Genomic DNA, 21,680 nt, shown 5'->3' on the forward strand with positions numbered 1-21,680 from the left:
TCACGAGGGCCGGTTACTCGGCCGCTTCCGCCATTTTCATGCGCTCCATGTCTTCGAGCGCGCGGCGGTATTCGACCGGCATGACCTTGCGGAATTTCGGCCGGTAATCCGTCCAGTGCTCGAGGATCTCCTTGGCGCGTGCCGAACCCGTGAAGTGCAGGTGGTTCGAGATCAACTGGAACAACCGCTCCTCGTCGTGGCGCGTCATGTCAGAGACGTCCACCCGGCCCTTGTACATGAGATCGCCGCCGTGATGGTGCAGCTTCTCCAGCATGTCGTCTTCCTCCGGCACCGGCTGCAGTTCGACCATGGCCATGTTGCAGCGGCGGGCGAAATCGCCCTCCTCGTCGAGCACATAGGCAACACCGCCGGACATGCCGGCCGCGAAGTTGCGGCCTGTGCCGCCGATCACGACGACGACACCGCCCGTCATGTATTCGCAGCCGTGATCGCCGACGCCTTCGACGACCGCGATTGCACCGGAGTTGCGTACGGCGAAGCGTTCGCCGGCGACGCCATTGAAGTAGCACTCGCCCGAGATCGCCCCATAGAGCACGGTGTTGCCGACGATAATCGACTGGTGCGGCACGATCCTCGCGTTCTCCGGCGGCCGGACGATGATGCGCCCGCCCGAAAGGCCCTTGCCGACATAGTCGTTGCCGTCGCCGATCAGATCGAAGGTGATGCCGCGGGCGAGGAACGCACCGAACGACTGGCCTGCAGTACCCTTGAGTGTCACATGGATCGTGTCGTCCTTGAGCCCCTTATGACCCCAGCGCTTCGCAAGCGCGCCCGAGAGCATCGCCCCCGCCGAGCGGTCGACGTTCTTGATCTCGGCCTCGAAGGCTACCGGCACCTTGGTTTCGAGCGCCAGCTTCGCCTTCTCGATCAGCTTGCGGTCGAGAATGTCCTCGATCGGATGGTTCTGCCGGGTCGTCCAATAGGTTTCTTCCTTCGGAGCCTCCACCTTGTGGAAGATCTTCGAGAAGTCGAGACCCTTGGCCTTCCAGTGCTCGATCATCCGGTCGCGGTCGAGCAGCTCCGCCGCGCCGATGATGTCGTCGAGCTTCTTCACGCCCAGCGATGCGAGAATTTCGCGCACCTCCTCGGCAACGAAGAAGAAGTAGTTGATGACGTGTTCCGGCGTGCCCTTGAAGCGCTTCCGCAAGACCGGATCCTGGGTGGCGACGCCGACCGGACAGGTGTTCAGATGGCACTTGCGCATCATGATACAGCCGGCCGCAATCAGCGGCGCGGTGGCGAAGCCAAATTCGTCCGCGCCGAGCAGCGCGCCAATGACGACGTCGCGGCCGGTCTTCAGACCACCGTCGACCTGGAGTGCGATGCGAGAGCGCAGGCCGTTCAAGACGAGGGTCTGTTGGGTTTCGGCAAGGCCGATCTCCCACGGGCTGCCCGCATGCTTCAGCGAAGTGAGCGGCGACGCGCCGGTACCGCCGTCGAAGCCGGCGATCGTGATGTGGTCGGCGCGCGCCTTGGCGACGCCGGCCGCGACCGTGCCGACACCCACTTCCGAAACCAGCTTGACCGAGACGTCCGCTTCCGGATTGACGTTCTTCAGATCGTAGATGAGCTGCGCCAGATCCTCGATCGAGTAGATGTCGTGGTGCGGCGGCGGCGAGATGAGGCCGACGCCCGGCGTCGAATGCCGGGTCTTGGCAACGGTCGCATCCACCTTGTGACCAGGAAGCTGGCCGCCTTCGCCAGGCTTTGCCCCTTGTGCCACCTTGATCTGCAGCACGTCGGCATTGACCAGGTATTCCGTGGTGACGCCGAAGCGGCCGGACGCGATCTGCTTGATCGCCGAGCGCTCGGGATTCATCGAGCCGTCCGGCAGCGGCAGGTACCGGTCGCTTTCCTCGCCGCCCTCGCCGGTGTTCGACTTGCCGCCGATCCGGTTCATCGCCTTGGCGAGCGTCGTGTGGGCCTCGCGACTGATCGAACCGAAGGACATGGCGCCGGTCGAGAAGCGCTTGACGATCTCGGATGCCGGCTCGACCTCTTCGACCGGGATCGGCTTGCGGCCGACTTCCTCGGCGCTCTTGATCGTGAAGAGCCCGCGGATCGTGTTCATGCGGCTCGCCTGCTCGTTCATCATCGCCGCGAATTCGCGGTAGCGGTCTTCGGCATTGCCGCGCACGGCATGCTGGAGCGAGGCGATCGCATCCGGCGTCCAGGCGTGGCTCTCGCCGCGCATGCGGAAGGCATATTCGCCGCCGATGTCGAGCGTGTTGGCGAGTACCGGATCGGCGCCAAATGCGGCCTTGTGGCGAGCGACGGTCTCGGCAGCGATCTCCTCGAGGCCGATGCCTTCGATCGTCGTCGCCGTGCCGAAGAAGTACTTGTCGACCAGCTTCGACGACAGGCCGACGGCGTCGAAGATCTGCGCGCCGCAATAGGACTGGTAGGTCGAGATGCCCATCTTGGACATGACCTTGAGAATGCCCTTTCCGACCGCCTTGATATAGCGGTAGACGACCTCTTTTTCGTCGACCTCCTTCGGGAACTCGCCGCGCTTGTGCATGTCGACGAGCGTGTCGAAGGCGAGATAGGGGTTGATCGCTTCCGCGCCGTAGCCCGCGAGCAGGCAGAAATGGTGAACCTCGCGCGGCTCGCCCGATTCGACCACGAGGCCGACCGACGTACGCAGGCCCTTGCGGATCAAGTGGTGGTGGACGGCAGCGGTCGCCAGCAGCGCCGGGATCGCCACGCGATCCGGACCGATCTGCCGGTCTGAGAGCACGATGATGTTGTAGCCGCCCCTGACCGCCGCTTCCGCCCGTTCGCAGAGACGATCGAGCATTTCCGGCATGCCTTCGGCACCGCGCGAGATGTCATAGGTGAAGTCGAGCGTCTTCGTGTCGAAGCGGTCCTCGGTATGGCCGATCGAGCGGATCTTCTCGAGATCGCCATTGGTCAGGATCGGCTGACGGACTTCCAGCCGCTTCGCATGCGCCATGCCCTCGTGGTCGAGGATGTTCGGGCGCGGACCGATGAACGAGACGAGGCTCATCACCAGTTCCTCGCGGATCGGGTCGATCGGCGGGTTGGTGACCTGGGCGAAGTTCTGCTTGAAATAGGTGTAGAGCAGCTTCGGCTTGTCCGACATCGCCGAGATCGGCGTGTCGGTGCCCATGGATCCGATCGCCTCCTGGCCCGTCGTCGCCATCGGCGACATTAGGAGCTTGGTGTCCTCCTGCGTGTAGCCGAAGGACTGCTGGCGGTCGATCAACGACACGTCGCGACGAAGGGCCCGCGGCTCCACCGGCTTCAGCTCTTCGAGGATGAGCTGGGTGTCATCGAGCCACCGGCGGTAGGGATGCTTGCTGGCGAGCGACGACTTCACCTCCTCGTCGGAGATGATGCGGCCCTCTTCCATGTCGATGAGCAGCATCTTGCCCGGCTGAAGCCGCCACTTCTTGACGATCTTGTCCTCGGTGACCGGCAGCACACCGGCTTCAGACGCCATGATGACGCGGTCGTCGCTGGTAACGATGTAGCGCGCCGGACGCAGGCCGTTGCGGTCGAGCGTGGCGCCGATCTGGCGCCCGTCGGTGAACGCGACTGCAGCCGGCCCGTCCCACGGCTCCATCAGCGCCGCGTGGTATTCGTAGAACGCCTTACGCTCCGGCGACATGAGCTGGTTGCCGGCCCAGGCTTCCGGGATCAGCATCATCACCGCATGAGAGAGCGAATAGCCACCCCGGACCAGGAATTCGAGCGCATTGTCGAAGCAGGCCGTGTCCGACTGGCCCTCGTAGGAGATCGGCCAGAGCTTGGAAATATCGTCGCCGAAGAGCGGCGAGGAAACCGAGGCCTGCCGAGCCGCCATCCAGTTGACGTTGCCGCGCAGCGTGTTGATCTCGCCGTTGTGGGCGACCATGCGATAGGGGTGCGCGAGTTTCCAGGAGGGGAAGGTGTTGGTCGAGAAGCGCTGGTGCACCAACGCCACCGCAGACTGGAAGCGCTCGTCGGCAAGATCCTTGTAATAGGCGCCCACCTGATAGGCGAGGAACATGCCCTTGTAGACGATGGTCGTGGTCGACAGCGACACGATATAGAAGCCGAGATCGCCGCCATCAGCTTCCGCATAGATGCGGTTGGAGATCACCTTGCGTAGCGTAAACAGCCGGCGCTCGAACTCCTCGTTCGTGGCGGCGTCGCGGCCGGCACCGATGAAGACCTGTACGTGATGCGGTTCGGTGGCCGCGATATCCGGTGCCTTCGAGAGCGACGAATTGTCGACCGGCACGTCCCGGAAGCCGAGCAGATGCTGGCCCTCCTCGGCCACGACCTCGCTGATCACGTCCTTGAAATGGGCGATAAGCTTCTCGTCGCGCGGCATGAAGAGATAGCCGACGGCATATTCACCGGCCTTCGGCAGCGTCACGCCCTGGTTCGCCATCTCTTCGCGGAAGAAGCGGTCGGGAATCTGCACGAGGATACCGGCGCCGTCGCCCATCAGCGGGTCGGCTCCGACCGCACCGCGATGCGTCAGGTTCTCGAGCATGAACAGGCCGTCGCGCACGATCTGATGCGACTTCTCGCCCTTCAGATGCGCGACGAAGCCGACACCGCAGGCATCATGCTCGTTTCGCGGATCGTAAAGGCCCTGTTTTCGCGGCAGTCCAGACGGGAACGCGGGCGTTTTCACAGCCGTCGCAGCATCTTGCGCGAGGTTGAGCCCAAACTGTTGTGATGGCGAATGATCCGTCATCCTATTCCCTCCTGTTGCACCCGGGGATTCCGGGCATACCGCGGCCCGCACGCCTATCGCCGCGTCGCGCATTTCGCACTGCGGCAAGCTGGGGCACTATCGTCGCATGATCCTGATCAGGTCGCAAATGAAGCGCGGCTCATCAGGCACGAATGTCCGCGACCATCCTGATGGCAGGTGATAACGGCCGAATGAAATCCGGCGAAACCCCTCGCTCTCCACGTCGGTAGCCGCTTTTCGCGAGCCTTCCGTCGATTGCTCCGGTCCCTAGACCGAAATAGGACAGCAAACCTGTCCTATTTCATGCGCTCTATGCCAGAAAGCGCCCCCCTTCGCAAGGGGCATCGCCGCAAATAATGGCAGAGATTTTGCCGAACATTGCCGGAAATTTCGCACTTTTGAAATTTTATTACGAGCTTCCACCGCTTTCTTCGCTTTGGTTTCAAACTGGTCTCGCTTTGGCTCCCGTCGGAGGAGACAGATTGCCTGACGCTCGATCTTGGCTATGGTCTCGTCGACGGGCGTCTGATCGGGCGCGGATTGTGGAAACAGGGTGACGTCAAGATGATCTTTTCCTCCGACAATTGGGCCGGCGCCCATCCGGCGATTGCCGAAAGCCTGGTGATGCATGCGGAGGGCTATGCTTCCGCGTACGGGACGAGCGAGCTCGATCGGAAGGTGGAGAAGAGGTTTTCGGAGATATTCGAGAAGGACGTCGCCGTCTTCTTCGTCGCCACCGGCACGGCCGCCAACTCGCTTGCGCTTGCAAGCGCCAACCGGGCGGGCGGCGTCGTCTTCTGCCATCGCGAGGCGCATGTGAACGTCGACGAATGCGGCGCGCCGGCCTTCTTCTCCCACGGTGCAAGGCTCAACCCTGTGGACGGTGCCCGCGGCAAGATGGAGGCGGCGAAGCTCGACGCGGAGATCCGCCAGTTCCCGCTGGAAAACGTCCATGGCGGCCAGCCGATGGCGGTCACACTGACCCAGGCGACGGAGAGCGGCACCGTCTATTCGCTCGGAGAGATCGAAGCGATCGCCTCTATCACCAAATCGCATCAACTGCCGCTGCATATGGACGGCGCCCGCTTCGCCAATGCGCTCGTCAGCCTTGGCGCGACGCCGGCCGAAATGACCTGGAAACGCGGCGTCGACCTTCTGTCCTTCGGCGGAACGAAAAACGGCTGCTGGTGCGCCGAGGCATTGATCCTGTTCGACCTCTCCAGGGCGAACGAGATGCATTTCCTGCGCAAGCGTTCGGCGCAGCTCTTTTCCAAATCGCGCTTCATCGCCGCCCAGTTCGACGCCTATCTCGACGGCGACCTCTGGCTCGATCTCGCCCATCATGCGAATGCCATGGCGCAGCGCCTCGCCGAAGGCGTCACGGCTTCGGCGGAGAGCCGGCTCGCCTGGGCGCCCGATGCCAACGAGGTCTTCGTGGTGCTGAAACGGGCGGTCGCCGCACGACTGCAGGAACGAGGCGCGCTTTTCTATGATTGGCCGGTGCCGCACGATCTCAAGGGCAGCCTCGCCGAGGACGAAGCCCTCTACCGCCTTGTGACGAGCTTTGCCACGCGAGCCGAAGACGTCGACCGCTTCGTCGCCGGCTGCTGAGAGCTGGAGCGGATTAGGGAAATAGAGCCGCAACAAAAAAACGGCGCCCTGAGGGCGCCGTCATTCGTCTCGAGTGTCTCGATCTTCGTGCGGGGCTTAAGCGCTCTGCGCCTCGATCTGCTTCGGCTGCGAGGCAACCGAGGAGATTTCGATGCGGCGCGGCTTGGCTGCTTCCGGGATCTCGCGAACGAGATCGACATGGAGCAGGCCGTTCTTCAGCGAAGCGGATTTGATCTCGACATGGTCGGCAAGCTGGAAGCGACGTTCGAAGGCGCGCTTGGCGATGCCACGGTGGAGAAACTGGGCTTCCTCACCCTTTTCTTCGCTCTTCTCGCCCTTGATCGTCAGCGTGTTTTCGCGCGCTTCGACGGAAAGCTCGCTTTCATCGAAGCCGGCAACCGCCATGGTGATGCGGTAGGCGTTCTCGCCGGTGCGCTCGATGTTGTAGGGCGGATAGGTCTGCGCTTCGGGCTGGCCAAGGCTGTCAAGCATGGTGAACAGGCGATCGAAGCCGACCGTGGAGCGATAGAGGGGAGAAAAATCAAAGTGACGCATAGTGTCGTCCTCCTTAAGAGCAACGGTTGCGATATCTGGCCTGCCACCCCATCCCGGCTGTGGCGCGACCGGTGAACGGACCCGTTATCGGCGTCCGCGACCAAGACATGGGATCGCACGCGCATGAGTTCAAGAGGACCCGTTGGAGGAACTCTTCGGGCGATTCGTGAACCGCATATGAACGGCCGGTTCGGCCGCGGTTCAGCCGCCGAGCGCTAAAAGAGAGATACTGGGCGGAATGGCCCAGGGCTGAAGTGACATGTCCCTTCTCCTTCAGCGGCCGGAAACGGTGATCGTCCGGATTTCATCCACCGTTTCCGGCTTTTTTCTTTGACGGACGAAAGGCCGCCGCCTATCGCTAGAGAGTGAGGAAAAGTGAGCGATTTTCCGCCCCACATCCCGCTCCAGTTCTATCGCAGTCGATCAACGCTTCCGATCCGGCCACCGCCTCCATGACGACGATCCTTCATTCCACGCCCGACAACCCGATGCCGGGCAATCCCGTGGCGGGCTATTTCGATGGCGCCGGCAACCGCAAGATCCGCTACGCAGTGTTCAAGTCGAAGGCGGCCAACATTCGCGGCACGATCGTCCTGCTGCAGGGCCGCAACGAATCGATCGAGAAATACTTCGAGACGATCGGCGAACTGATGGAGGCGGGTTTCTGGGTCGCCACTTTCGACTGGCGCGGACAAGGCGGTTCCGAAAGGCTGCTGCCGCAGCCGGGCCGCGGCCATGTGGAGCGTTTCGACGATTATGAGCGCGATCTCACCGCTTTCCTTCATGAAATCGTCCTGCCCGACACGCGCCTGCCCTTCTCGATCGTCGCCCATTCCATGGGCGCCCTTGTCGCCCTGTCGCTCGCGCCTTTCCTCGCAAGCCGCATCGAGCGCATGGTGCTGCTCGCTCCCTTCGTGGGGTTGAGCGGCCAAGTTGTCGGCGAGCGCGGCGCCGTGACGATTGCGACATCGATGCGCCGCTTCGGTTTCGGAAGACTGCCCTTGCCCGCCGACAGGAGAAGGTATCTTCCCTTTGAGAACAACGTGCTGACGACGGACAGCCGCCGCTACGCGCGCAATCTGGCGCTGATCGACGCCTGCCCGCGCCTCAGGATCGGACCCCCGACAGCGCGATGGTTGAGCGAGGCCTTCCGGACGATCCGGCGCGTCATGGAGCGAGAGCACCTGACGAGGATCACGGTTCCGACGGTTATTCTCGCGCCGACGGCCGACCGCCTCGTGCCCTATCTCGCCATCGAATACCTGGCCAGCAACTTCCGGGCCGGCCACCTGATCCCGATCGACGGCGGGCGCCACGAACTCCTGCATGAGGCCGACCGTTATCGCGCCCAGGCAATGGCCGCGATTCTCGCTTTCCTGCCGGGCGCCGATCCCGACGACGACGGTCCCGTGCTTCGTCAGCTGGAAGAGGCTTAAAAAACTAGAAGCGTCTTCCGTTCAGCATTTCCAGCGCCTCAGCGTGGAGTTCGCGGCTGCCGGCGGCGACGATTTCGCCGCCCATTTCCGCCGACCCGCCTTGCCAGTTGGTGATCACGCCGCCCGCCTGTTCGATCAGCGGAATGAGTCCGCCGACGTCATAGGGCTTGAGGCCGCACTCGACGACGAGATCGACATGGCCCGCTGCAAGCAGCGCGAAGGCATAGCAATCGCAGCCGTAGCGGAAGAGCCTGACCTTCTCCTGCAGCGCCTCAAAGCGTTCCTTGAGCTCGCCCGTGTAGAGATGCGGCGAAGTGGTGAACAGCACGGCGTCCGAAAGCCCGCCGCAGTTCCGCGTCGCAAGCACCTTCTCGCCATCGGGGCCGCGATAGACCGACTTCTCCCCGTCGGCGAAATAGCGCTCACCGGTGAAGGGCTGGTCCATCAACCCCATGATCGCCTTGCCGTTACGATAGAGACCGATCAAGGTGCCCCACACCGGCAGGCCGGAAATGAAGGCGCGCGTGCCGTCGATCGGGTCGATGACCCAGACATGTTCGCGATCGAGGCCGACATTCCCATACTCCTCACCGAGAATGCCGTGGCCGGGAAAGGTGCGTTCGATCAGCGTCCGGATCGCCGCTTCGGCCGACTGGTCGGCCTCGGTCACCGGATCGAAGCCGCCTTCGAGCTTGTTCGTCACGCAGGCGCCTGTCCGGAAAAGCGGCATGGTTTCCGCCCTGGCGGCGTCGGCGAGACGGTCGAAGAAGGAGCGATCCGGTAGCATGGCACTTTCTCGGAGGAGGAAAGGGGAAGTGTCATCCTGAATAGACGAAATTCGCCGAAAGGCAACGTCCGCTCCGGCCGGCACTGCGGCGATCATTTACGGCTGCACAACCAACAGACGAATCGACTCCGGTCATACAAAAGTCTGTACCCCTAAAACTTGACAATTGTGCAGCGCAATATTAGTGTTCTCCTGCAGTCACTCGTGGCTGCAAATACCCTCCTTGGGTGTTTCCTCCCTAGACTTGACCGCGCCGCTGGCGCGGTTCTTTTTACGCCTCAAGCCGCTGGCGCCCCCCAATCAACCCTTTGAATTTGCCGCAGAACTTGGTCCTTGAACCGGTTCCGGTTCTTGCATGTGAGCCGTTTTGGGCAGCGGACGGCTATTCCGCCGCCAGCGGCAGGTAGGCACCGTAATCTTCGACATGACGCGAAAGCGCGCCGATGAATGTGGCGAGATCGGCCTCCAGGGCGGCAAATCCGGGCTTCTTCGCGAGGGTCGTTTCGTCGACATAGAGGCTGCGGTTGATTTCGATCTGAAGCGCATGCAGCCCGCGAGTCGGCCGGCCGTAGTGTTCGGTGATGAAGCCGCCGGCATAGGGCTTGTTGCGGGCGACCGCATAGCCGAGCCCTTCCAGCAGATCCACAGCCGCGCGCGACAGTTCCGCCGCCGCGCTCGTTCCGTAACGGTCGCCGATTATGAAATCGGGGCGCTGGCCGCTTCCGGGAAGATGGACATTGCCGGGCATCGAATGACAGTCGATAAGGATCGACATCCCGAACCGCACGTGAGTGCGGGCGATCAGCTTCCGGAGTGTCGCGTGATAAGGCTTGTAGATCGTCTCGATCCGCGCGAGGGCCTCCTCGACCGGGAAGCGGCTGCGATAGATTTCCATATTTTCGGCAACAAGACGGGGCACGGTGCCGAGGCCGCCGGCAACGCGCATCGAGCTGATGTTGGCATGCGCCGGCAGCGCGCCCTCGAACATGCGCGGGTCGAGCTCGTAGGGTTCACGGTTGACGTCGAGGAAGGCACGCGGAAAATGGGCCCGGAGCAAGGGCGCCCCCAGAAAGGTGGCGCTGCGGAACAGTTCATCGACGAAGTGATCTTCCGAACGGCGGATCGAATGCGGATCGAGTCGCGACTGATCGAGAAAGGACTGGGGATAATGGCGACCGCTGTGCGGGGAGTTGAACACGAAAGGAATCCGCTGATTCGCGGGATCCAGGATCTCGAAAAACTCCAACTCGACCGCTTCCCCCATCGGAACCCTTTTTACCATGTCGGGATCTTGCTGTTCGGATCATGTTGCCAGTTGGCCGCCTCTGTGTCCATAGTGGCCTCCCGCTGGTTTCGGGGACTTGATCGCCCCTGTTCACCAGATATTTACCATGTTGCGGTTTGCTAAGCTGCCGCTATCCACAAGCATCGAAAAGAAGTAGGCACGGCCGAATACATGACTGCGAAAATCCTCCTTGCCGAAGACGACAATGATATGCGCCGCTTCCTCGTGAAGGCGCTGGAAAAGGCTGGCTACAAGGTCCTTTCCTATGACAACGGCGCCAGCGCGTATGACCGGCTTCGTGAAGAACCCTTTTCGCTTCTCCTCACCGACATCGTCATGCCCGAGATGGATGGCATCGAACTCGCGCGCCGGGCGACCGAACTCGACCCCGACCTGAAGGTGATGTTCATCACCGGCTTCGCCGCCGTGGCGCTCAACCCGGATTCCAAGGCGCCGAAGGATGCAAAGGTGCTCTCCAAGCCCTTCCACCTGCGCGACCTCGTCAACGAGGTCAACAAGATGCTGGCGGCTTGAGAAAGGGCCGAATTGCCCGCCCGCTTTGCCGCCCGACTGACACGCAAGAAACCGCTTCGAGGCCGCTGCCTATCGACATGATCGAGCAGCGGCCTTTTTGCTATTTCAAGGGCTTAGCCGATAAAGCCGGACAGAAGCCGGCGCTGAGGCGCGAGCGCCGCACCGGAAATCCCGCCGCAGGCGCTCCGAGAAATTTCTGTCAAAAAACCTTCGAAAAGCCTATTGACGCGGACGCCGGTTTTGTGGTCTATGCGCCGCATCGGATGGGCGTGTAGCTCAGCGGGAGAGCACTACGTTGACATCGTAGGGGTCACAAGTTCGATCCTTGTCACGCCCACCATTCGATCCCTCCACAACGTTGATCATTTCGACCTCCGGATCGAGTCGAGTCTATGTATTTTCCCCGTCGAGTCGATTGAACCTGTTCGGCGCTTTTTCGAGCGTTGTCACGCGATCGTCATGGTATGCGGTTAAGAAATACCCACCTCGCCATTGACCACGGATGTACTGGCAGTGGCTACAGGTGATGAAGGTCGGGTTCAACCCGGCCTTTTTTGTTGGGCGCCCCACGGGGGCGGCAGCAGGAGCTGTCCGCTATGCCGCCCAGGGACGTCGCATCTCAATGTACAACCTGCGAGGCCGCCGACATCACCTCTTCCGGTGTCGGAGCGCGGAACATGTTGCTTCCGCCCCCGGCCGCCTCGGTGAAACTCCAGCGCACGACACCGTCGCGGTCGATGAGGAACTCGCCGACGAGCTGTGCCATAGCCGTTGCGGCCATGCGGTTGTCGTCCTCCGTCATCTCATAGCCGTCCGCCTGCTGGAGATATTCGGATGCCGCCATGGGGTTCATCGGTTCCGGCAGCTCGTCGGGCAGCTCGACGCGCATGGTCATTATGGTCTGCATGCTGATCTTATGAGGCCAGTCGTCCTCGTCCTCGGTGAACTCCGGGTTGGGAAGACCAAAGGCCCGGTGCGAAACCCGTTCGGGATCTGCCGCGGCAAGAAGGTTCGGCAGGGGGTGGTAGCGGAAATAGAGCCGCGCCCGCTCGATCGGCGTATTCACGACGGTCAGGCTTTCGACACCTTTTTCGTTCAGTGCGGCCTTGAGCTGTGCCATCGTTGCGATCTGGCGGCGGCAAAATGGACATTGCAGGCCCCTGAACAGGCCCACCAGGACGGGCTTCCGCCCGCGAAAATCATCAATCGCGATCTTGCCCTCATGGGTGATCGCATCGAGCACCACGTTGGGCGCCCGATCGCCCGGCTGCAACGGCCCGGAACTGCGATATTCTTCCATGGCTGTTTCCTCCCGTTACCCGTTGTGGGGTCCGCCTCAGCTAAGTTAGGAGAGGCGCTGCTTCACTCCCGCGGCTCCATCTGACGAAAAAACCTCAATCGAGGAACGGCAATATCACCAAGGCTTCGGGGTCGACCTCATGACGGGCGCAAACGTCGCGGGCCAGACCGAAATAGCGCTCGGCCTCGGCAAGTTCGCCTTCATCGAGAGAAAGCGTCGCCAGACCATCATAGCATGGAAACAGTACCTGCGCTTCGCCTGTCTCGCCGGCAAGCTCGAGCGCCTCGCAATAGAGTCGGCGGGCTTCGTGAGGCCGCTCGTGGCATTGATAGATCTGGCCGAGCACAAGCAGGGACACGGATAGATGATCCCGCTGGTCTAACATCCGGTCGAGCTCGACCGCCTTCTGCGCCGCCGGGACGCCGTCGCCGCTGCAACGATGAGTGAAGGTGCAATAGGCAACCGCCAGGTTCGCGAGCAGCCGCGCCTGAAAGCCGAGGTCTCCGATGCGGCGGGCCATGTCGAGACCGCGTCGGCAGACATCGATGGCGAGCTTCGGGTCGACGAGCGTGTAAAGCACGCCGAGATTCGTATATCCCCGGCAGGCCGCATGCATGAGAGCGGCCCCCTCGGCGACGGCGACACTCTCTTCGACCGCGTCGATTGCTTCGCGCGTGTCGCCGCGGCGGGCGAGCGCCACACCTTTCGTATTCAGCGCCTCGGCGATGACCAGCGCCGCCTCCCGCCGCATCTCCTCACCCGCACCGGCATCAAGCCTCTTGACCCGACGCAGCGCCTCACCGGCCCATTCGGAGGCAGCGAGATAATCACCCATGCGGAAGGCGAGATGCCCCCGCTCCTGCAGCAGCGAGGCGCTCTCGACAGGCGCATCCGCCCTTTCGAGCCGGACGCCGGCCTCGACGAAGTTCGCCTGTGCCTCGCCGCGATTTCCGGCCTCCCAGAGGAGATGGCCGAGCTTGCGCAGGATTCGGGCGGAAGCGACGGGATCCGCCGCGATGCGCCCGCTTGCGAGAAGCGCGCGATAATGCTCTTCGGCCTGGGCCCGATGACCGCTCGGCACCAGCAGGTCGGCGATGCGCTCGCGCGCCACGTACCATTCCGCCGTCTCGTCGCCGAGCGCGGCAAGGGCCGCCACGGCCTGCCGATAGTAGCGGATCGCGTCCTCGTTGGCGTAGAGCTGGCGCGCGCGATCCCCGGCCGCCACCAGATGGCGCGCGCCGCGGGCGCGGTCCGCCGACTGACTGAAATGATGGCCCAGCAGCGCCAGCTCCTCGAGCCGTTCCGGGTTCTCGCCATAGCGCCGCTCCAGCGCGTTGGCGATCGCTGCGTGGATTTCCGTTCGCCGTTTCACGAGGAGGTTGTTGTAGACGACTTCGTGCAGGAGCGATTGCACGAAACGGTAGGCCTGCGATGTTCGCGAAGCTTCTCCGGCCGTCTCTTCTATGATTTCCGCGTCGCAAAGCCGCTCCAGGCCAGAGTCCACCCCTCCCGGATTGGGAGAAATGGCCGCGAGCAGTCCCGCGTCGAAGCGCGAACCGATCACCGCGGCGCAATGGACGAGACGCCGCGCCTCCTGCGGCAGCCGATCGATACGCGCGAGCACCATCGCCTCGATGCCGACAGGAATGTCGACGCTCGCCTCACCCTCGGCCACGTGCCAATGCGGCCCCTCGCGCCGTAGCATTTCCAGGTCGATAAGGCCGCGGAGAATCTCCTCGATGAAAAGCGGATTGCCGCCGGCGCGCACCAAGATCCGCTCTCTGAGGTGCTTTGGAAGCCCCTCCTCTCCAAAGTAGGCCGACAGGAGGCGCTCGCCGCTGGCGGGCGAGAGCGGCGCCAGCCGTAAGGCAGTGACGCTCGTGCGGCCCGGCGCCAGGCGCTCCGGCCCGGCATCCGGCCGTTGCGTGGCGATGAGCATGAAGGGCTTGCGTTCCAGCCGATCGAGCACGAAGCGCAGCGCCTCCAGCGACGCGGAATCCGCCCAGTGCAGGTCCTCGATAACGAGCAATAGCGGTGTTCGCTCGAGTCGCCGCTCGAACAGGGTGCGAATGAGCGAGAAGAGCTGGCGCCGGAGCTGCTCGGGAGGGACATGCTGCAATGCGCCGTCGCGCTCCCCCATGCCGAGGATATGAAACAGGAGCGGCATCGCGTCCGCGACCTCGGCGGCGGCAAAACCGATCTCCGAGAGGCCCGCCTCAAGCTGCTCCCGCGTCTTCTCCGCAGAGTCACCGGTCGCTATGCCATAGGCACTGCGCAGCACCGTGGCGAGTGTCCCGTAGGACGGCTCTCCGAGGGGAGAACAGGCCGCCCGCCTGACGACGACAAGGGCGAAACGCTGATCCTCGCCGAGGCCGGCCAGGAACTCGCCGACGAGGCGCGACTTGCCGATGCCGGCCTCGCCGACGAGCCTGACCATTTGCGCAGCCCCGCTGCAGGCAAGCGTCAGGCAGTCCCGCAAGCGGGCGAGTTCAGTGTCGCGGCCGATCAGCGGCGCGCTGAGGCCGAGCGCGTCGAGTCCTCTTGCCGGGCGCGGCGTTTCGAGCGCCCCGGTCACACGATGCACCTGCAAGCTGCCGGCCTTGCCGCGGAGCGCGACGGCTCCGAGCGTCTCGTAGGCGAAGGCATGCCGTGTGAGCTTGTGCGTCACCGGACCGACAAGGATCTCGTCCGGACCGGCCATGGTCTGCAGCCGCTGCGCCGTGTTCACCGTGTCGCCCGTTACCGAATAGGATTTGGTGTCGCCGGCGCCGACGGCACCGGCAACGACCGTTCCCGTATTGACGCCGATGTGGAGGCTCAGCGGCAGGCCGATGCGCTTTCGCCAGTGCTCGCCGACCCGTCCTGCCCTGGTCACCATCTCCAGCGCGGCGCGAAGCGCCCTTTCCGCATCGTCCTCATGCGCCACGGGTGCGCCGAAGAGGGCGAGCAGAGCATCGCCGATGAACTTGTCGACAAATCCGCCGAAGGCTTCCACGGAACGCGTCAGTTCCTCGAAGAGCTCGTTCTGCAGCGCCTGAAGCACCTCCGGATCGACCTGCTCGCTGAGGCTCGTAAACCCGCAGAGATCGGCAAAGACGACGGTGACCGTGCGGCGGTCGGCGCCGGCCTCCGGCCCCGGCGGCAAGGGGGGCGTGGCGGGAATGATTCTGGCCGGCGGCTGTTGCGACGCAGACTTCGCGGCCGGTCTGGATACGGAAGGGGAACCCACCTGGGTGCCGCAACGCGGACAGAAGGCGAAGTGCTCCGGACAGGGATAGCCGCAGGCCGGGCACGGCACCGGCTGTTTCGCACCGCATCGCGGGCAGAATGCAAAACCGCTTTCGATCTCAAACCCGCATTCGTGGCAGTTCATCCCCGATGAACCTCAAGCGTGCCTGCTTGCTCCGGAATTCCGGAGCTCGCGGGCGTGAATGCCGAGAAAAAACAATGGACTTGTTGCGCCGGCTTGGCAAGCATGGGAGCACCTGGCGCCGCCGCTCGTGTCGCTCTCCGGAACCTTGCCGCGACGCGGCGCGTTCGCGGAACAGCGGCACCGGAAATAATCTGACGCAAAAGATGACGCGCGCGCAATTTTGCGCTACTACCCCCTGCGCTGGCGCTTAAGGATCGCCATATTTGCGTGATGACATTCGTTCGTGAAGGAACACGTTCATGCCTGCCTATCGCTCTCGTACCACCACCCACGGCCGCAACATGGCCGGCGCCCGCGGCCTCTGGCGCGCGACGGGCATGAAGGACAGCGACTTTGGCAAGCCGATTATCGCCGTGGTGAACTCCTTCACGCAGTTCGTGCCCGGCCACGTGCACCTCAAAGACCTCGGCCAGCTCGTTGCCCGCGAAATCGAAGCGGCCGGCGGCGTCGCCAAGGAATTCAACACGATCGCCGTCGACGACGGCATCGCCATGGGTCATGACGGCATGCTCTATTCGCTGCCCTCGCGCGAGATCATCGCCGACAGCGTCGAATACATGGTCAACGCCCATTGCGCCGACGCCATGGTCTGCATCTCCAACTGCGACAAGATCACCCCCGGCATGCTGATGGCCGCGCTCCGCCTCAACATCCCGGCCGTCTTCGTTTCCGGTGGCCCGATGGAAGCGGGCAAGGTCGTACTGCACGGCAAGAAGCACGCGCTCGATCTCGTCGACGCGATGGTCGCCGCCGCCGACGACAATGTCAGCGACGAGGACGTCAAGGTGATCGAGCGCTCCGCCTGCCCGACCTGCGGTTCCTGCTCCGGCATGTTCACGGCGAACTCGATGAACTGTCTGACCGAGGCGCTCGGCCTGTCGCTTCCCGGCAACGGCTCGACGCTTGCCACGCACGCCGACCGCAAGCGCCTCTTCGTCGAAGCCGGTCACCTCATCGTCGATCTGGCGCGGCGCTATTATGAACAGGAAGACGAGCGGGTGCTGCCGCGCTCGATCGCGAACAAGCGAGCTTTCGAAAACGCCATGACGCTCGACATCGCCATGGGCGGCTCGACCAATACGGTTCTGCACATCCTCGCCGCCGCTTACGAGGGCGAGGTCGACTTCACCATGGACGACATCGACCGGCTGTCGCGCAAGGTGCCGTGCCTGTCGAAGGTCGCCCCCGCAAAGGCCGATGTCCACATGGAAGACGTCCACCGAGCCGGCGGCATCATGTCGATCCTCGGCGAGCTCGACAAAGGCGGCCTGATCAATCGCGACTGCGTCACTGTGCACAGCGAAACGCTAGGCGTCGCCATCGACCGCTGGGACATCACCCGCACGGCGAGCGAGACTGTCCGCAACTTCTACCGCGCCGCGCCCGGCGGCATTCCCACCCAGGTCGCCTTCAGCCAGGAGGCACGCTGGGAGGACCTCGACACCGACCGCGAAAACGGCGTCATCCGCTCGGTCGAGCATCCCTTCTCGAAGGATGGCGGCCTTGCGGTGCTCAAAGGCAACATCGCGCTCGACGGCTGCATCGTGAAGACGGCCGGCGTCGACGAGAGCATTTTGAAGTTCTCCGGCCCCGCCCGGGTGTTCGAGAGCCAGGACGCCGCGGTCAAGGCGATCCTCGGCAACGAGATCAAGGCCGGCGACGTCGTCGTCATCCGCTACGAGGGGCCGAAAGGCGGGCCGGGCATGCAGGAAATGCTCTATCCGACGAGCTACCTGAAGTCGAAAGGCCTCGGCAAAGCCTGCGCGCTGATCACCGACGGCCGCTTCTCCGGCGGCACCTCCGGCCTATCGATCGGCCACGTCTCGCCGGAGGCAGCGAACGGCGGCACGATCGGCCTGGTGCGCGAGGGCGACATGATCGACATCGACATCCCGAAACGTACAATCAGCCTTCGCGTCGACGAGGCGGAACTCGCCGCCCGGAGGCAGGAGCAGGATGCCAAGGGCTGGAAGCCGGTCGAGCAGCGCAAGCGCCGTGTGACGACCGCGCTCAAGGCCTATGCTGCCTTTGCGACCTCGGCCGATCGTGGAGCCGTCAGGGACTTGGGTGACCGATAATCGGCGCAACCGCAGTGAAAAAAGGCTCCCGCCGGCGCGGCGGAAGCCTTTTTCGTCGTGACGCCTGAGTCACATGTAACGCGTCTCGGCCGGTGGATTCCACCAGTTGTTGTGCAGCCCGTCCATATACTGGATCGGCAAGGACGCGAGCACGGCCGGATCGACATCGTCCAAGCATGCAACATTGATAGAGACGAAAGCGCCGCCGATCTGTTCGACATAACCGTGGCCATAGGGCGACGCACCACAGGTCGTGCAGAACCGGTGATGGCCGCTCATCGTGGCGAACTGATAGTCCCCGATACCGGTCTCCTCGCACATCAGCCGGAAATCCTCCGGCTTCACGGTCGCGCCCCAATAGCGCAGCTTCGAGCAGTAGGAGCAATTGCACCGGCTGGTCCCCACCTCGAGGTCGACGTCGACTTCGTAGCGAATGCGTCCACAATGGCAGCTACCTTTATACGTGGTCTTCATCATCATTCCTCCCGCTTGAAATGCCGTCTTGCCAATCTTGAGTCTGCATGACAACATATTGTCATTTAGGAGAATGACAATATGTTGTCAATATGAATCCCCGCTCGCGTACGCCCTCCGGCGATGCTTTCGCCGAATTCGCCATTTCCGTCCTTCGTCTTGCCGGCCACTTGACCTCCGAAGGAGATAGGCTGGCGCAGCCATCCGGCCAGACCAGTGCCCGCTGGCAGGTGTTGGCTGCAGCAGCACATGCCGAGATGTCGGTTGCCGACGCTGCCCGTGCACTCGGGCTTGCGCGGCAGGGCGTGCAACGCATCGCGGACCTCCTCGAAGCCGAGGGATTGATCGCCTACAGGGACAATCCCGCGCATCAGCGTGCGAAGCTGATGACGCTTACGGAACGGGGCAAGACGGTGCTCGACGAAATCACCGCCCGCCAGACCGTCTGGGCGGATGCGCTTGGCGCGGAAACGGGAGAGGAAAGAGTGCGGCAAGCGACGACGCTGATCGCCGATGTCATTGCAATCCTTAAGGAGCGTGGCACGAGGCGTTGATCACATTACGTCAGCGCCAGCAGATCGGCGCGCAAACGGTCCGCGCCGTGCTCGCCGAGACGCTCGTCGACCGCCGCATGCGTTTCCTTCCAGATCGGAAGGGCTTCGGCGAGCAACCGCCCGCCGTCGGCCGTCAGCCTCAGGCGCCTCAGACGTCGATCGTTCGGGTCGACAAAAACCTCGATCAGACCGCGGCGCTCAAGCGGCTTCAGCGCGGCCGTCAGTGTCGTGCGATCCATGGCAAGCAGTGACGCCACCGCATTCATGCTGGGCGGCTCCGGCCGGTTGAGAGACATCATCAACGAGAACTGACCATTGGTTATATCGAGCGGCCTCAGCGCCTCGTCGAATTGCCGAGCGAGCGCCCGAGCGGCGCGCTGAACATGCAGGCACAGACAGGTATCCTTGACGAAAAGGGTGGTGGAAAAAGGTATCGGCGGCGACTTTGACATAGAACAGTAATGTTGATATCAACATAATTAGTCAAGCGCTACATCGCAGTGCCGGGCGTCTCTTGAGGCGCAAAAACCGCTGTAACTTTGAATTGCTGCGTAATTCATTCCTTGAAGCCTGCCGATCTTCGGATCGTGCACTAGGGAGGAGAAACGGGCATGACACCGAACCACGCTGTCGTATCGCCGAAGGAATGGCTGGAGGCGCGCAAGAGGCTGCTCACACTAGAGAAGGAGCACACGCACCTGCGCGACAAGATCAACGCCGAACGCCAAGCGCTGCCGTGGGTGAAGATGGAAAAGACCTACGTCTTCGACACCGTAGCCGGCCCGAAGACATTGGCCGAACTCTTCGACGGGCGCAGCCAGCTTCTCGTCTATCATTTCATGCTCGGTGCAAACTGGGAAGCCGGCTGCAAGAGCTGTTCCCTTGTCGCCGATCACTTCGCCGGCGCGCTTCCCCACCTCAACCATCATGACGTAACCCTGATCGCCGCGTCCAATGCGCCCCTGGAAAAGATCGAAGCCTATCGTAAACGCATGGGCTGGCACTTCCCCTGGGTCTCGGCTCTCGGCAATGGCTTCAACAGCGATTTCCACGTGTCCTTCACGCCCGCCGAGCTCGCGGGCGGCAAGGTCGTCTACAATTTCACCGAAATCGACAGCGGCGACGCCTATGAGGAACTGCCCGGCCTCAGCGCCTTCTACAAGGACGAGAACGGCACCGTCTATCATACCTATTCAACCTATGCCCGCGGACTGGAGGAGCTGGTCGGCACTTTCATGCTACTCGACCGCGCACCCAAGGGCCGCAACGAGGGCGAGGTCATGGATTTCGTCCGCCGGCATGACGAGTACGACGAAACGCCACGGCGGCGGGCGTGACGGGAAACGTTCAATCGCGCGATTGTTCAGGGAACCTTCGGCGTTTGCCAACGTTGTCGCTCTTTGCGCGGCGAACTGGGGAAGCGTCGGCCGCGCATCACCATGGGAGGGTATTCAGTGAAAGTAGAACCGCAGGAAGAACACCGATGGCTGGAACAGCTGCTCGGCGAATGGACGGTCACGACCGAGGACTCGACGGGCAGCGGTGAGCATAGCACGCCTTGGGTGGAGAAGGTTCGGTCGATGCAGGGCCTCTGGGTCGTCTGCGAAGGGCAAGGCACCATGCCGGACGGCAACCCCGCCCAGAGCTTGATGACCTTGGGCTTCAATCCGCAGACGAAGCGGTATGTGGGCACGTGGGTCGGCTCCATGATGACTCATATGTGGGTTTATGACGGAGTGATCGAGGACGACGGCAAGACGCTCGCCCTCAATTGTGAAGGGCCTGACTTCGAAAATCCCGGCCGGTCCGCCCGGTATCAGGATAGAATAACTTTCATCGACGCGAACCGCCGTACGCTGACGGCCCGTGTCCAGACCGAAAGCGGCGACTGGAAAGAAATGATGCAGGCGGACTATCGCCGCCGCTAAGCCAGAATAGCGATGATTTTGGTCCGACCGAGGTCGTCGCCTCGCCGGAACAGTATGCCTAATGAAAACCGGAGGACCGACAATGCATGGGAAATTCGTTTGGTACGAACTGATGACGACCGACACGAAGGCGGCGGAGGCGTTTTACAAAAACGTAGTTCAATGGAGCAGCCGCGACGCGGGCATGCCGGGCATGGACTACACGCTGTTTTATGCCGGCGAGCACCAGGTGGGCGGATTGATGACGATGCCCGATGGCGCGCTCGAGATGAAGGTGCCGCCGGCATGGCTCGGCTATGTGGCGGTCGACGACGTGGATGCCACAGCCGCCAAGGTCAGCGCAGAGGGCGGAACGGTTCATCGCGCGCCGGAGGACATACCGAATGTCGGCCGCTTCGCGATCGTCACCGATCCGCACGGCGCGGCCTTTGCCCTCTTCAAGGGTGCCGGCGAACCGCCGCCTTCCATGGAGCAGATGGCCGCTGGCAATGTGGGCTGGCACGAACTGATGGCGGGCGATCTCGACACCGCCTTCGGCTTCTACTCGAAGCTGTTCGGCTGGACCAAGGACCAGGCGATGGATATGGGCGACATGGGCGTCTATCAGATCTTCGCCCACAACGGTCAGCCGATCGGCGGCATGATGACCAAGCCGAAAGAGGTTCCCAATCCCTACTGGCTCTACTACTTCAATGTCGAGGCGCTCGACGCAGCGATCGACCGCGCGAAGTCCGGCGGCGCGCAAGCGCTGATGGAACCGATGGAAGTGCCCGGCGGGGCCTGGATCGCGCAGTTCACCGATCCTCAAGGCGCGCTTTTCGCGCTGGTCGCGCCGAAACGCTGATCCCGGCGGAAAGCCGTTGATCCGCCGGAGCGGGACGGGCGCAAGCATGCGTCCTCGTCCTGTTCCGGCGACCGCATGTTTATGCTCGAGCCGCTCGCGCCGGGGCCTACAGCGCCGTGCGTCTTT

General features: G+C 62.9%; 17 protein-coding genes and 1 tRNA gene. 10 read left to right on the forward strand and 8 right to left on the reverse strand.

The window, feature by feature from the left end:
- Positions 1 to 13: 13 nt before the first annotated feature.
- The gene (gene gltB / locus M728_RS13545; protein ID WP_026620337.1) at positions 14 to 4,735 is read right to left on the reverse strand and encodes a glutamate synthase large subunit; all 4,722 of its coding nucleotides are present in this window, start codon (positions 4,733 to 4,735) and stop codon (positions 14 to 16) included.
- A 564-nt stretch (positions 4,736 to 5,299) separates the two neighbouring features.
- Between gltB and M728_RS13550 the strand changes: the two genes are divergently transcribed.
- The gene (locus M728_RS13550) at positions 5,300 to 6,346 is read left to right on the forward strand and encodes a low specificity L-threonine aldolase (protein ID WP_026620338.1); all 1,047 of its coding nucleotides are present in this window, start codon (positions 5,300 to 5,302) and stop codon (positions 6,344 to 6,346) included.
- Between the two features lie 96 nt (positions 6,347 to 6,442).
- Here the strand turns inward: M728_RS13550 and M728_RS13555 are convergent, their stop codons facing one another.
- Positions 6,443 to 6,901 carry an Hsp20 family protein gene (locus tag M728_RS13555; protein ID WP_026620339.1) on the reverse strand — a complete coding sequence of 153 codons (459 nt, stop codon included), beginning with the start codon at positions 6,899 to 6,901 and terminating at the stop codon, positions 6,443 to 6,445.
- A 452-nt stretch (positions 6,902 to 7,353) separates the two neighbouring features.
- On the opposite strand from M728_RS13555, the gene M728_RS13560 reads away from it, so the two are divergent.
- Positions 7,354 to 8,337, forward strand: coding sequence for an alpha/beta fold hydrolase (locus tag M728_RS13560; RefSeq protein ID WP_026620340.1), 984 nt, complete (start codon positions 7,354 to 7,356; stop codon positions 8,335 to 8,337).
- A 4-nt stretch (positions 8,338 to 8,341) separates the two neighbouring features.
- Here the strand turns inward: M728_RS13560 and hisN are convergent, their stop codons facing one another.
- Both hisN and M728_RS13570 read right to left on the reverse strand, forming a co-directional pair.
- Positions 8,342 to 9,124 (reverse strand): histidinol-phosphatase, encoded by a 783-nt coding sequence (hisN, locus tag M728_RS13565; protein ID WP_026620341.1) that lies wholly within the window; start codon positions 9,122 to 9,124, stop codon positions 8,342 to 8,344.
- A 382-nt stretch (positions 9,125 to 9,506) separates the two neighbouring features.
- Complete coding sequence (locus M728_RS13570) at positions 9,507 to 10,388, reverse strand: N-formylglutamate amidohydrolase (protein ID WP_026620342.1); 882 nt, start codon at positions 10,386 to 10,388, stop codon at positions 9,507 to 9,509.
- A gap of 192 nt (positions 10,389 to 10,580) precedes the next feature.
- On the opposite strand from M728_RS13570, the gene cpdR1 reads away from it, so the two are divergent.
- The 3 genes from cpdR1 (at position 10,581) to M728_RS13585 (ending at position 11,283) form a co-directional block, all read left to right on the forward strand.
- Entirely contained in the window at positions 10,581 to 10,943 is a 363-nt protein-coding gene (gene cpdR1 / locus M728_RS13575; protein WP_003531148.1) for a response regulator CpdR1, read from the forward strand.
- Positions 10,944 to 11,020: 77 nt separating this feature from the next.
- Positions 11,021 to 11,218 (forward strand): hypothetical protein, encoded by a 198-nt coding sequence (locus M728_RS13580; protein ID WP_026620343.1) that lies wholly within the window; start codon positions 11,021 to 11,023, stop codon positions 11,216 to 11,218.
- Positions 11,209 to 11,283: transfer RNA gene (locus M728_RS13585), tRNA-Val, on the forward strand. Before M728_RS13580 ends, M728_RS13585 begins: the two co-directional genes overlap by 10 nt.
- 279 nt (positions 11,284 to 11,562) lie before the next feature.
- Here M728_RS13585 and M728_RS13590 read toward each other — a convergent pair.
- Complete coding sequence (locus tag M728_RS13590) at positions 11,563 to 12,243, reverse strand: peroxiredoxin-like family protein (RefSeq protein WP_026620344.1); 681 nt, start codon at positions 12,241 to 12,243, stop codon at positions 11,563 to 11,565.
- Positions 12,244 to 12,337: 94 nt separating this feature from the next.
- The gene (locus M728_RS13595; protein ID WP_026620345.1) at positions 12,338 to 15,616 is read right to left on the reverse strand and encodes an adenylate/guanylate cyclase domain-containing protein; all 3,279 of its coding nucleotides are present in this window, start codon (positions 15,614 to 15,616) and stop codon (positions 12,338 to 12,340) included.
- Between the two features lie 299 nt (positions 15,617 to 15,915).
- Here M728_RS13595 and ilvD point away from each other — a divergent pair, with 299 nt between their 5' ends.
- On the forward strand, positions 15,916 to 17,754 hold the full coding sequence (gene ilvD / locus M728_RS13600) for a dihydroxy-acid dehydratase (protein WP_026620346.1): 1,839 nt from the start codon (positions 15,916 to 15,918) through the stop codon (positions 17,752 to 17,754).
- Between the two features lie 69 nt (positions 17,755 to 17,823).
- Here ilvD and M728_RS13605 read toward each other — a convergent pair whose 3' ends face one another.
- Positions 17,824 to 18,228: a GFA family protein gene (locus M728_RS13605; protein WP_026620347.1), complete on the reverse strand. Its 405-nt coding sequence runs from the start codon at positions 18,226 to 18,228 to the stop codon at positions 17,824 to 17,826.
- 92 nt (positions 18,229 to 18,320) lie between these two features.
- Between M728_RS13605 and M728_RS13610 the strand changes: the two genes are divergently transcribed.
- Positions 18,321 to 18,782: a MarR family winged helix-turn-helix transcriptional regulator gene (locus M728_RS13610; protein WP_026620348.1), complete on the forward strand. Its 462-nt coding sequence runs from the start codon at positions 18,321 to 18,323 to the stop codon at positions 18,780 to 18,782.
- Positions 18,783 to 18,787: 5 nt separating this feature from the next.
- On the opposite strand, the gene M728_RS13615 is transcribed toward M728_RS13610, so the two are convergent.
- Positions 18,788 to 19,234: a MarR family winged helix-turn-helix transcriptional regulator gene (locus M728_RS13615; RefSeq protein ID WP_026620349.1), complete on the reverse strand. Its 447-nt coding sequence runs from the start codon at positions 19,232 to 19,234 to the stop codon at positions 18,788 to 18,790.
- A 159-nt stretch (positions 19,235 to 19,393) separates the two neighbouring features.
- On the opposite strand from M728_RS13615, the gene M728_RS13620 reads away from it, so the two are divergent.
- The 3 genes from M728_RS13620 (at position 19,394) to M728_RS13630 (ending at position 21,554) form a co-directional block, all read left to right on the forward strand.
- Positions 19,394 to 20,119 carry a thioredoxin family protein gene (locus tag M728_RS13620; RefSeq protein WP_026620350.1) on the forward strand — a complete coding sequence of 242 codons (726 nt, stop codon included), beginning with the start codon at positions 19,394 to 19,396 and terminating at the stop codon, positions 20,117 to 20,119.
- 117 nt (positions 20,120 to 20,236) lie between these two features.
- On the forward strand, positions 20,237 to 20,710 hold the full coding sequence (locus M728_RS13625) for a DUF1579 domain-containing protein (protein ID WP_026620351.1): 474 nt from the start codon (positions 20,237 to 20,239) through the stop codon (positions 20,708 to 20,710).
- 82 nt (positions 20,711 to 20,792) lie between these two features.
- On the forward strand, positions 20,793 to 21,554 hold the full coding sequence (locus M728_RS13630; protein ID WP_026620352.1) for a VOC family protein: 762 nt from the start codon (positions 20,793 to 20,795) through the stop codon (positions 21,552 to 21,554).
- The last annotated feature ends 126 nt before the right edge of the window (positions 21,555 to 21,680 follow it).

The sequence above is a fragment of the Ensifer sp. WSM1721 genome (genome assembly GCF_000513895.2).
Classification (GTDB): Bacteria; Pseudomonadota; Alphaproteobacteria; order Rhizobiales; family Rhizobiaceae; genus Sinorhizobium.

What these genes read in the sequence shown, in the direction of transcription:
- gltB (WP_026620337.1), bottom strand. Translation starts at nt 4,735, where the DNA reads ATGACGGATCATTCGCCATCACAACAGTTTGGGCTCAACCTCGCGCAA.
- M728_RS13550 (WP_026620338.1), top strand. Translation starts at nt 5,300, where the DNA reads ATGATCTTTTCCTCCGACAATTGGGCCGGCGCCCATCCGGCGATTGCC.
- M728_RS13555 (WP_026620339.1), bottom strand. Translation starts at nt 6,901, where the DNA reads ATGCGTCACTTTGATTTTTCTCCCCTCTATCGCTCCACGGTCGGCTTC.
- M728_RS13560 (WP_026620340.1), top strand. Translation starts at nt 7,354, where the DNA reads ATGACGACGATCCTTCATTCCACGCCCGACAACCCGATGCCGGGCAAT.
- hisN (WP_026620341.1), bottom strand. Translation starts at nt 9,124, where the DNA reads ATGCTACCGGATCGCTCCTTCTTCGACCGTCTCGCCGACGCCGCCAGG.
- M728_RS13570 (WP_026620342.1), bottom strand. Translation starts at nt 10,388, where the DNA reads ATGGGGGAAGCGGTCGAGTTGGAGTTTTTCGAGATCCTGGATCCCGCG.
- cpdR1 (WP_003531148.1), top strand. Translation starts at nt 10,581, where the DNA reads ATGACTGCGAAAATCCTCCTTGCCGAAGACGACAATGATATGCGCCGC.
- M728_RS13580 (WP_026620343.1), top strand. Translation starts at nt 11,021, where the DNA reads ATGATCGAGCAGCGGCCTTTTTGCTATTTCAAGGGCTTAGCCGATAAA.
- M728_RS13590 (WP_026620344.1), bottom strand. Translation starts at nt 12,243, where the DNA reads ATGGAAGAATATCGCAGTTCCGGGCCGTTGCAGCCGGGCGATCGGGCG.
- M728_RS13595 (WP_026620345.1), bottom strand. Translation starts at nt 15,616, where the DNA reads ATGAACTGCCACGAATGCGGGTTTGAGATCGAAAGCGGTTTTGCATTC.
- ilvD (WP_026620346.1), top strand. Translation starts at nt 15,916, where the DNA reads ATGCCTGCCTATCGCTCTCGTACCACCACCCACGGCCGCAACATGGCC.
- M728_RS13605 (WP_026620347.1), bottom strand. Translation starts at nt 18,228, where the DNA reads ATGAAGACCACGTATAAAGGTAGCTGCCATTGTGGACGCATTCGCTAC.
- M728_RS13610 (WP_026620348.1), top strand. Translation starts at nt 18,321, where the DNA reads ATGAATCCCCGCTCGCGTACGCCCTCCGGCGATGCTTTCGCCGAATTC.
- M728_RS13615 (WP_026620349.1), bottom strand. Translation starts at nt 19,234, where the DNA reads ATGTCAAAGTCGCCGCCGATACCTTTTTCCACCACCCTTTTCGTCAAG.
- M728_RS13620 (WP_026620350.1), top strand. Translation starts at nt 19,394, where the DNA reads ATGACACCGAACCACGCTGTCGTATCGCCGAAGGAATGGCTGGAGGCG.
- M728_RS13630 (WP_026620352.1), top strand. Translation starts at nt 20,793, where the DNA reads ATGCATGGGAAATTCGTTTGGTACGAACTGATGACGACCGACACGAAG.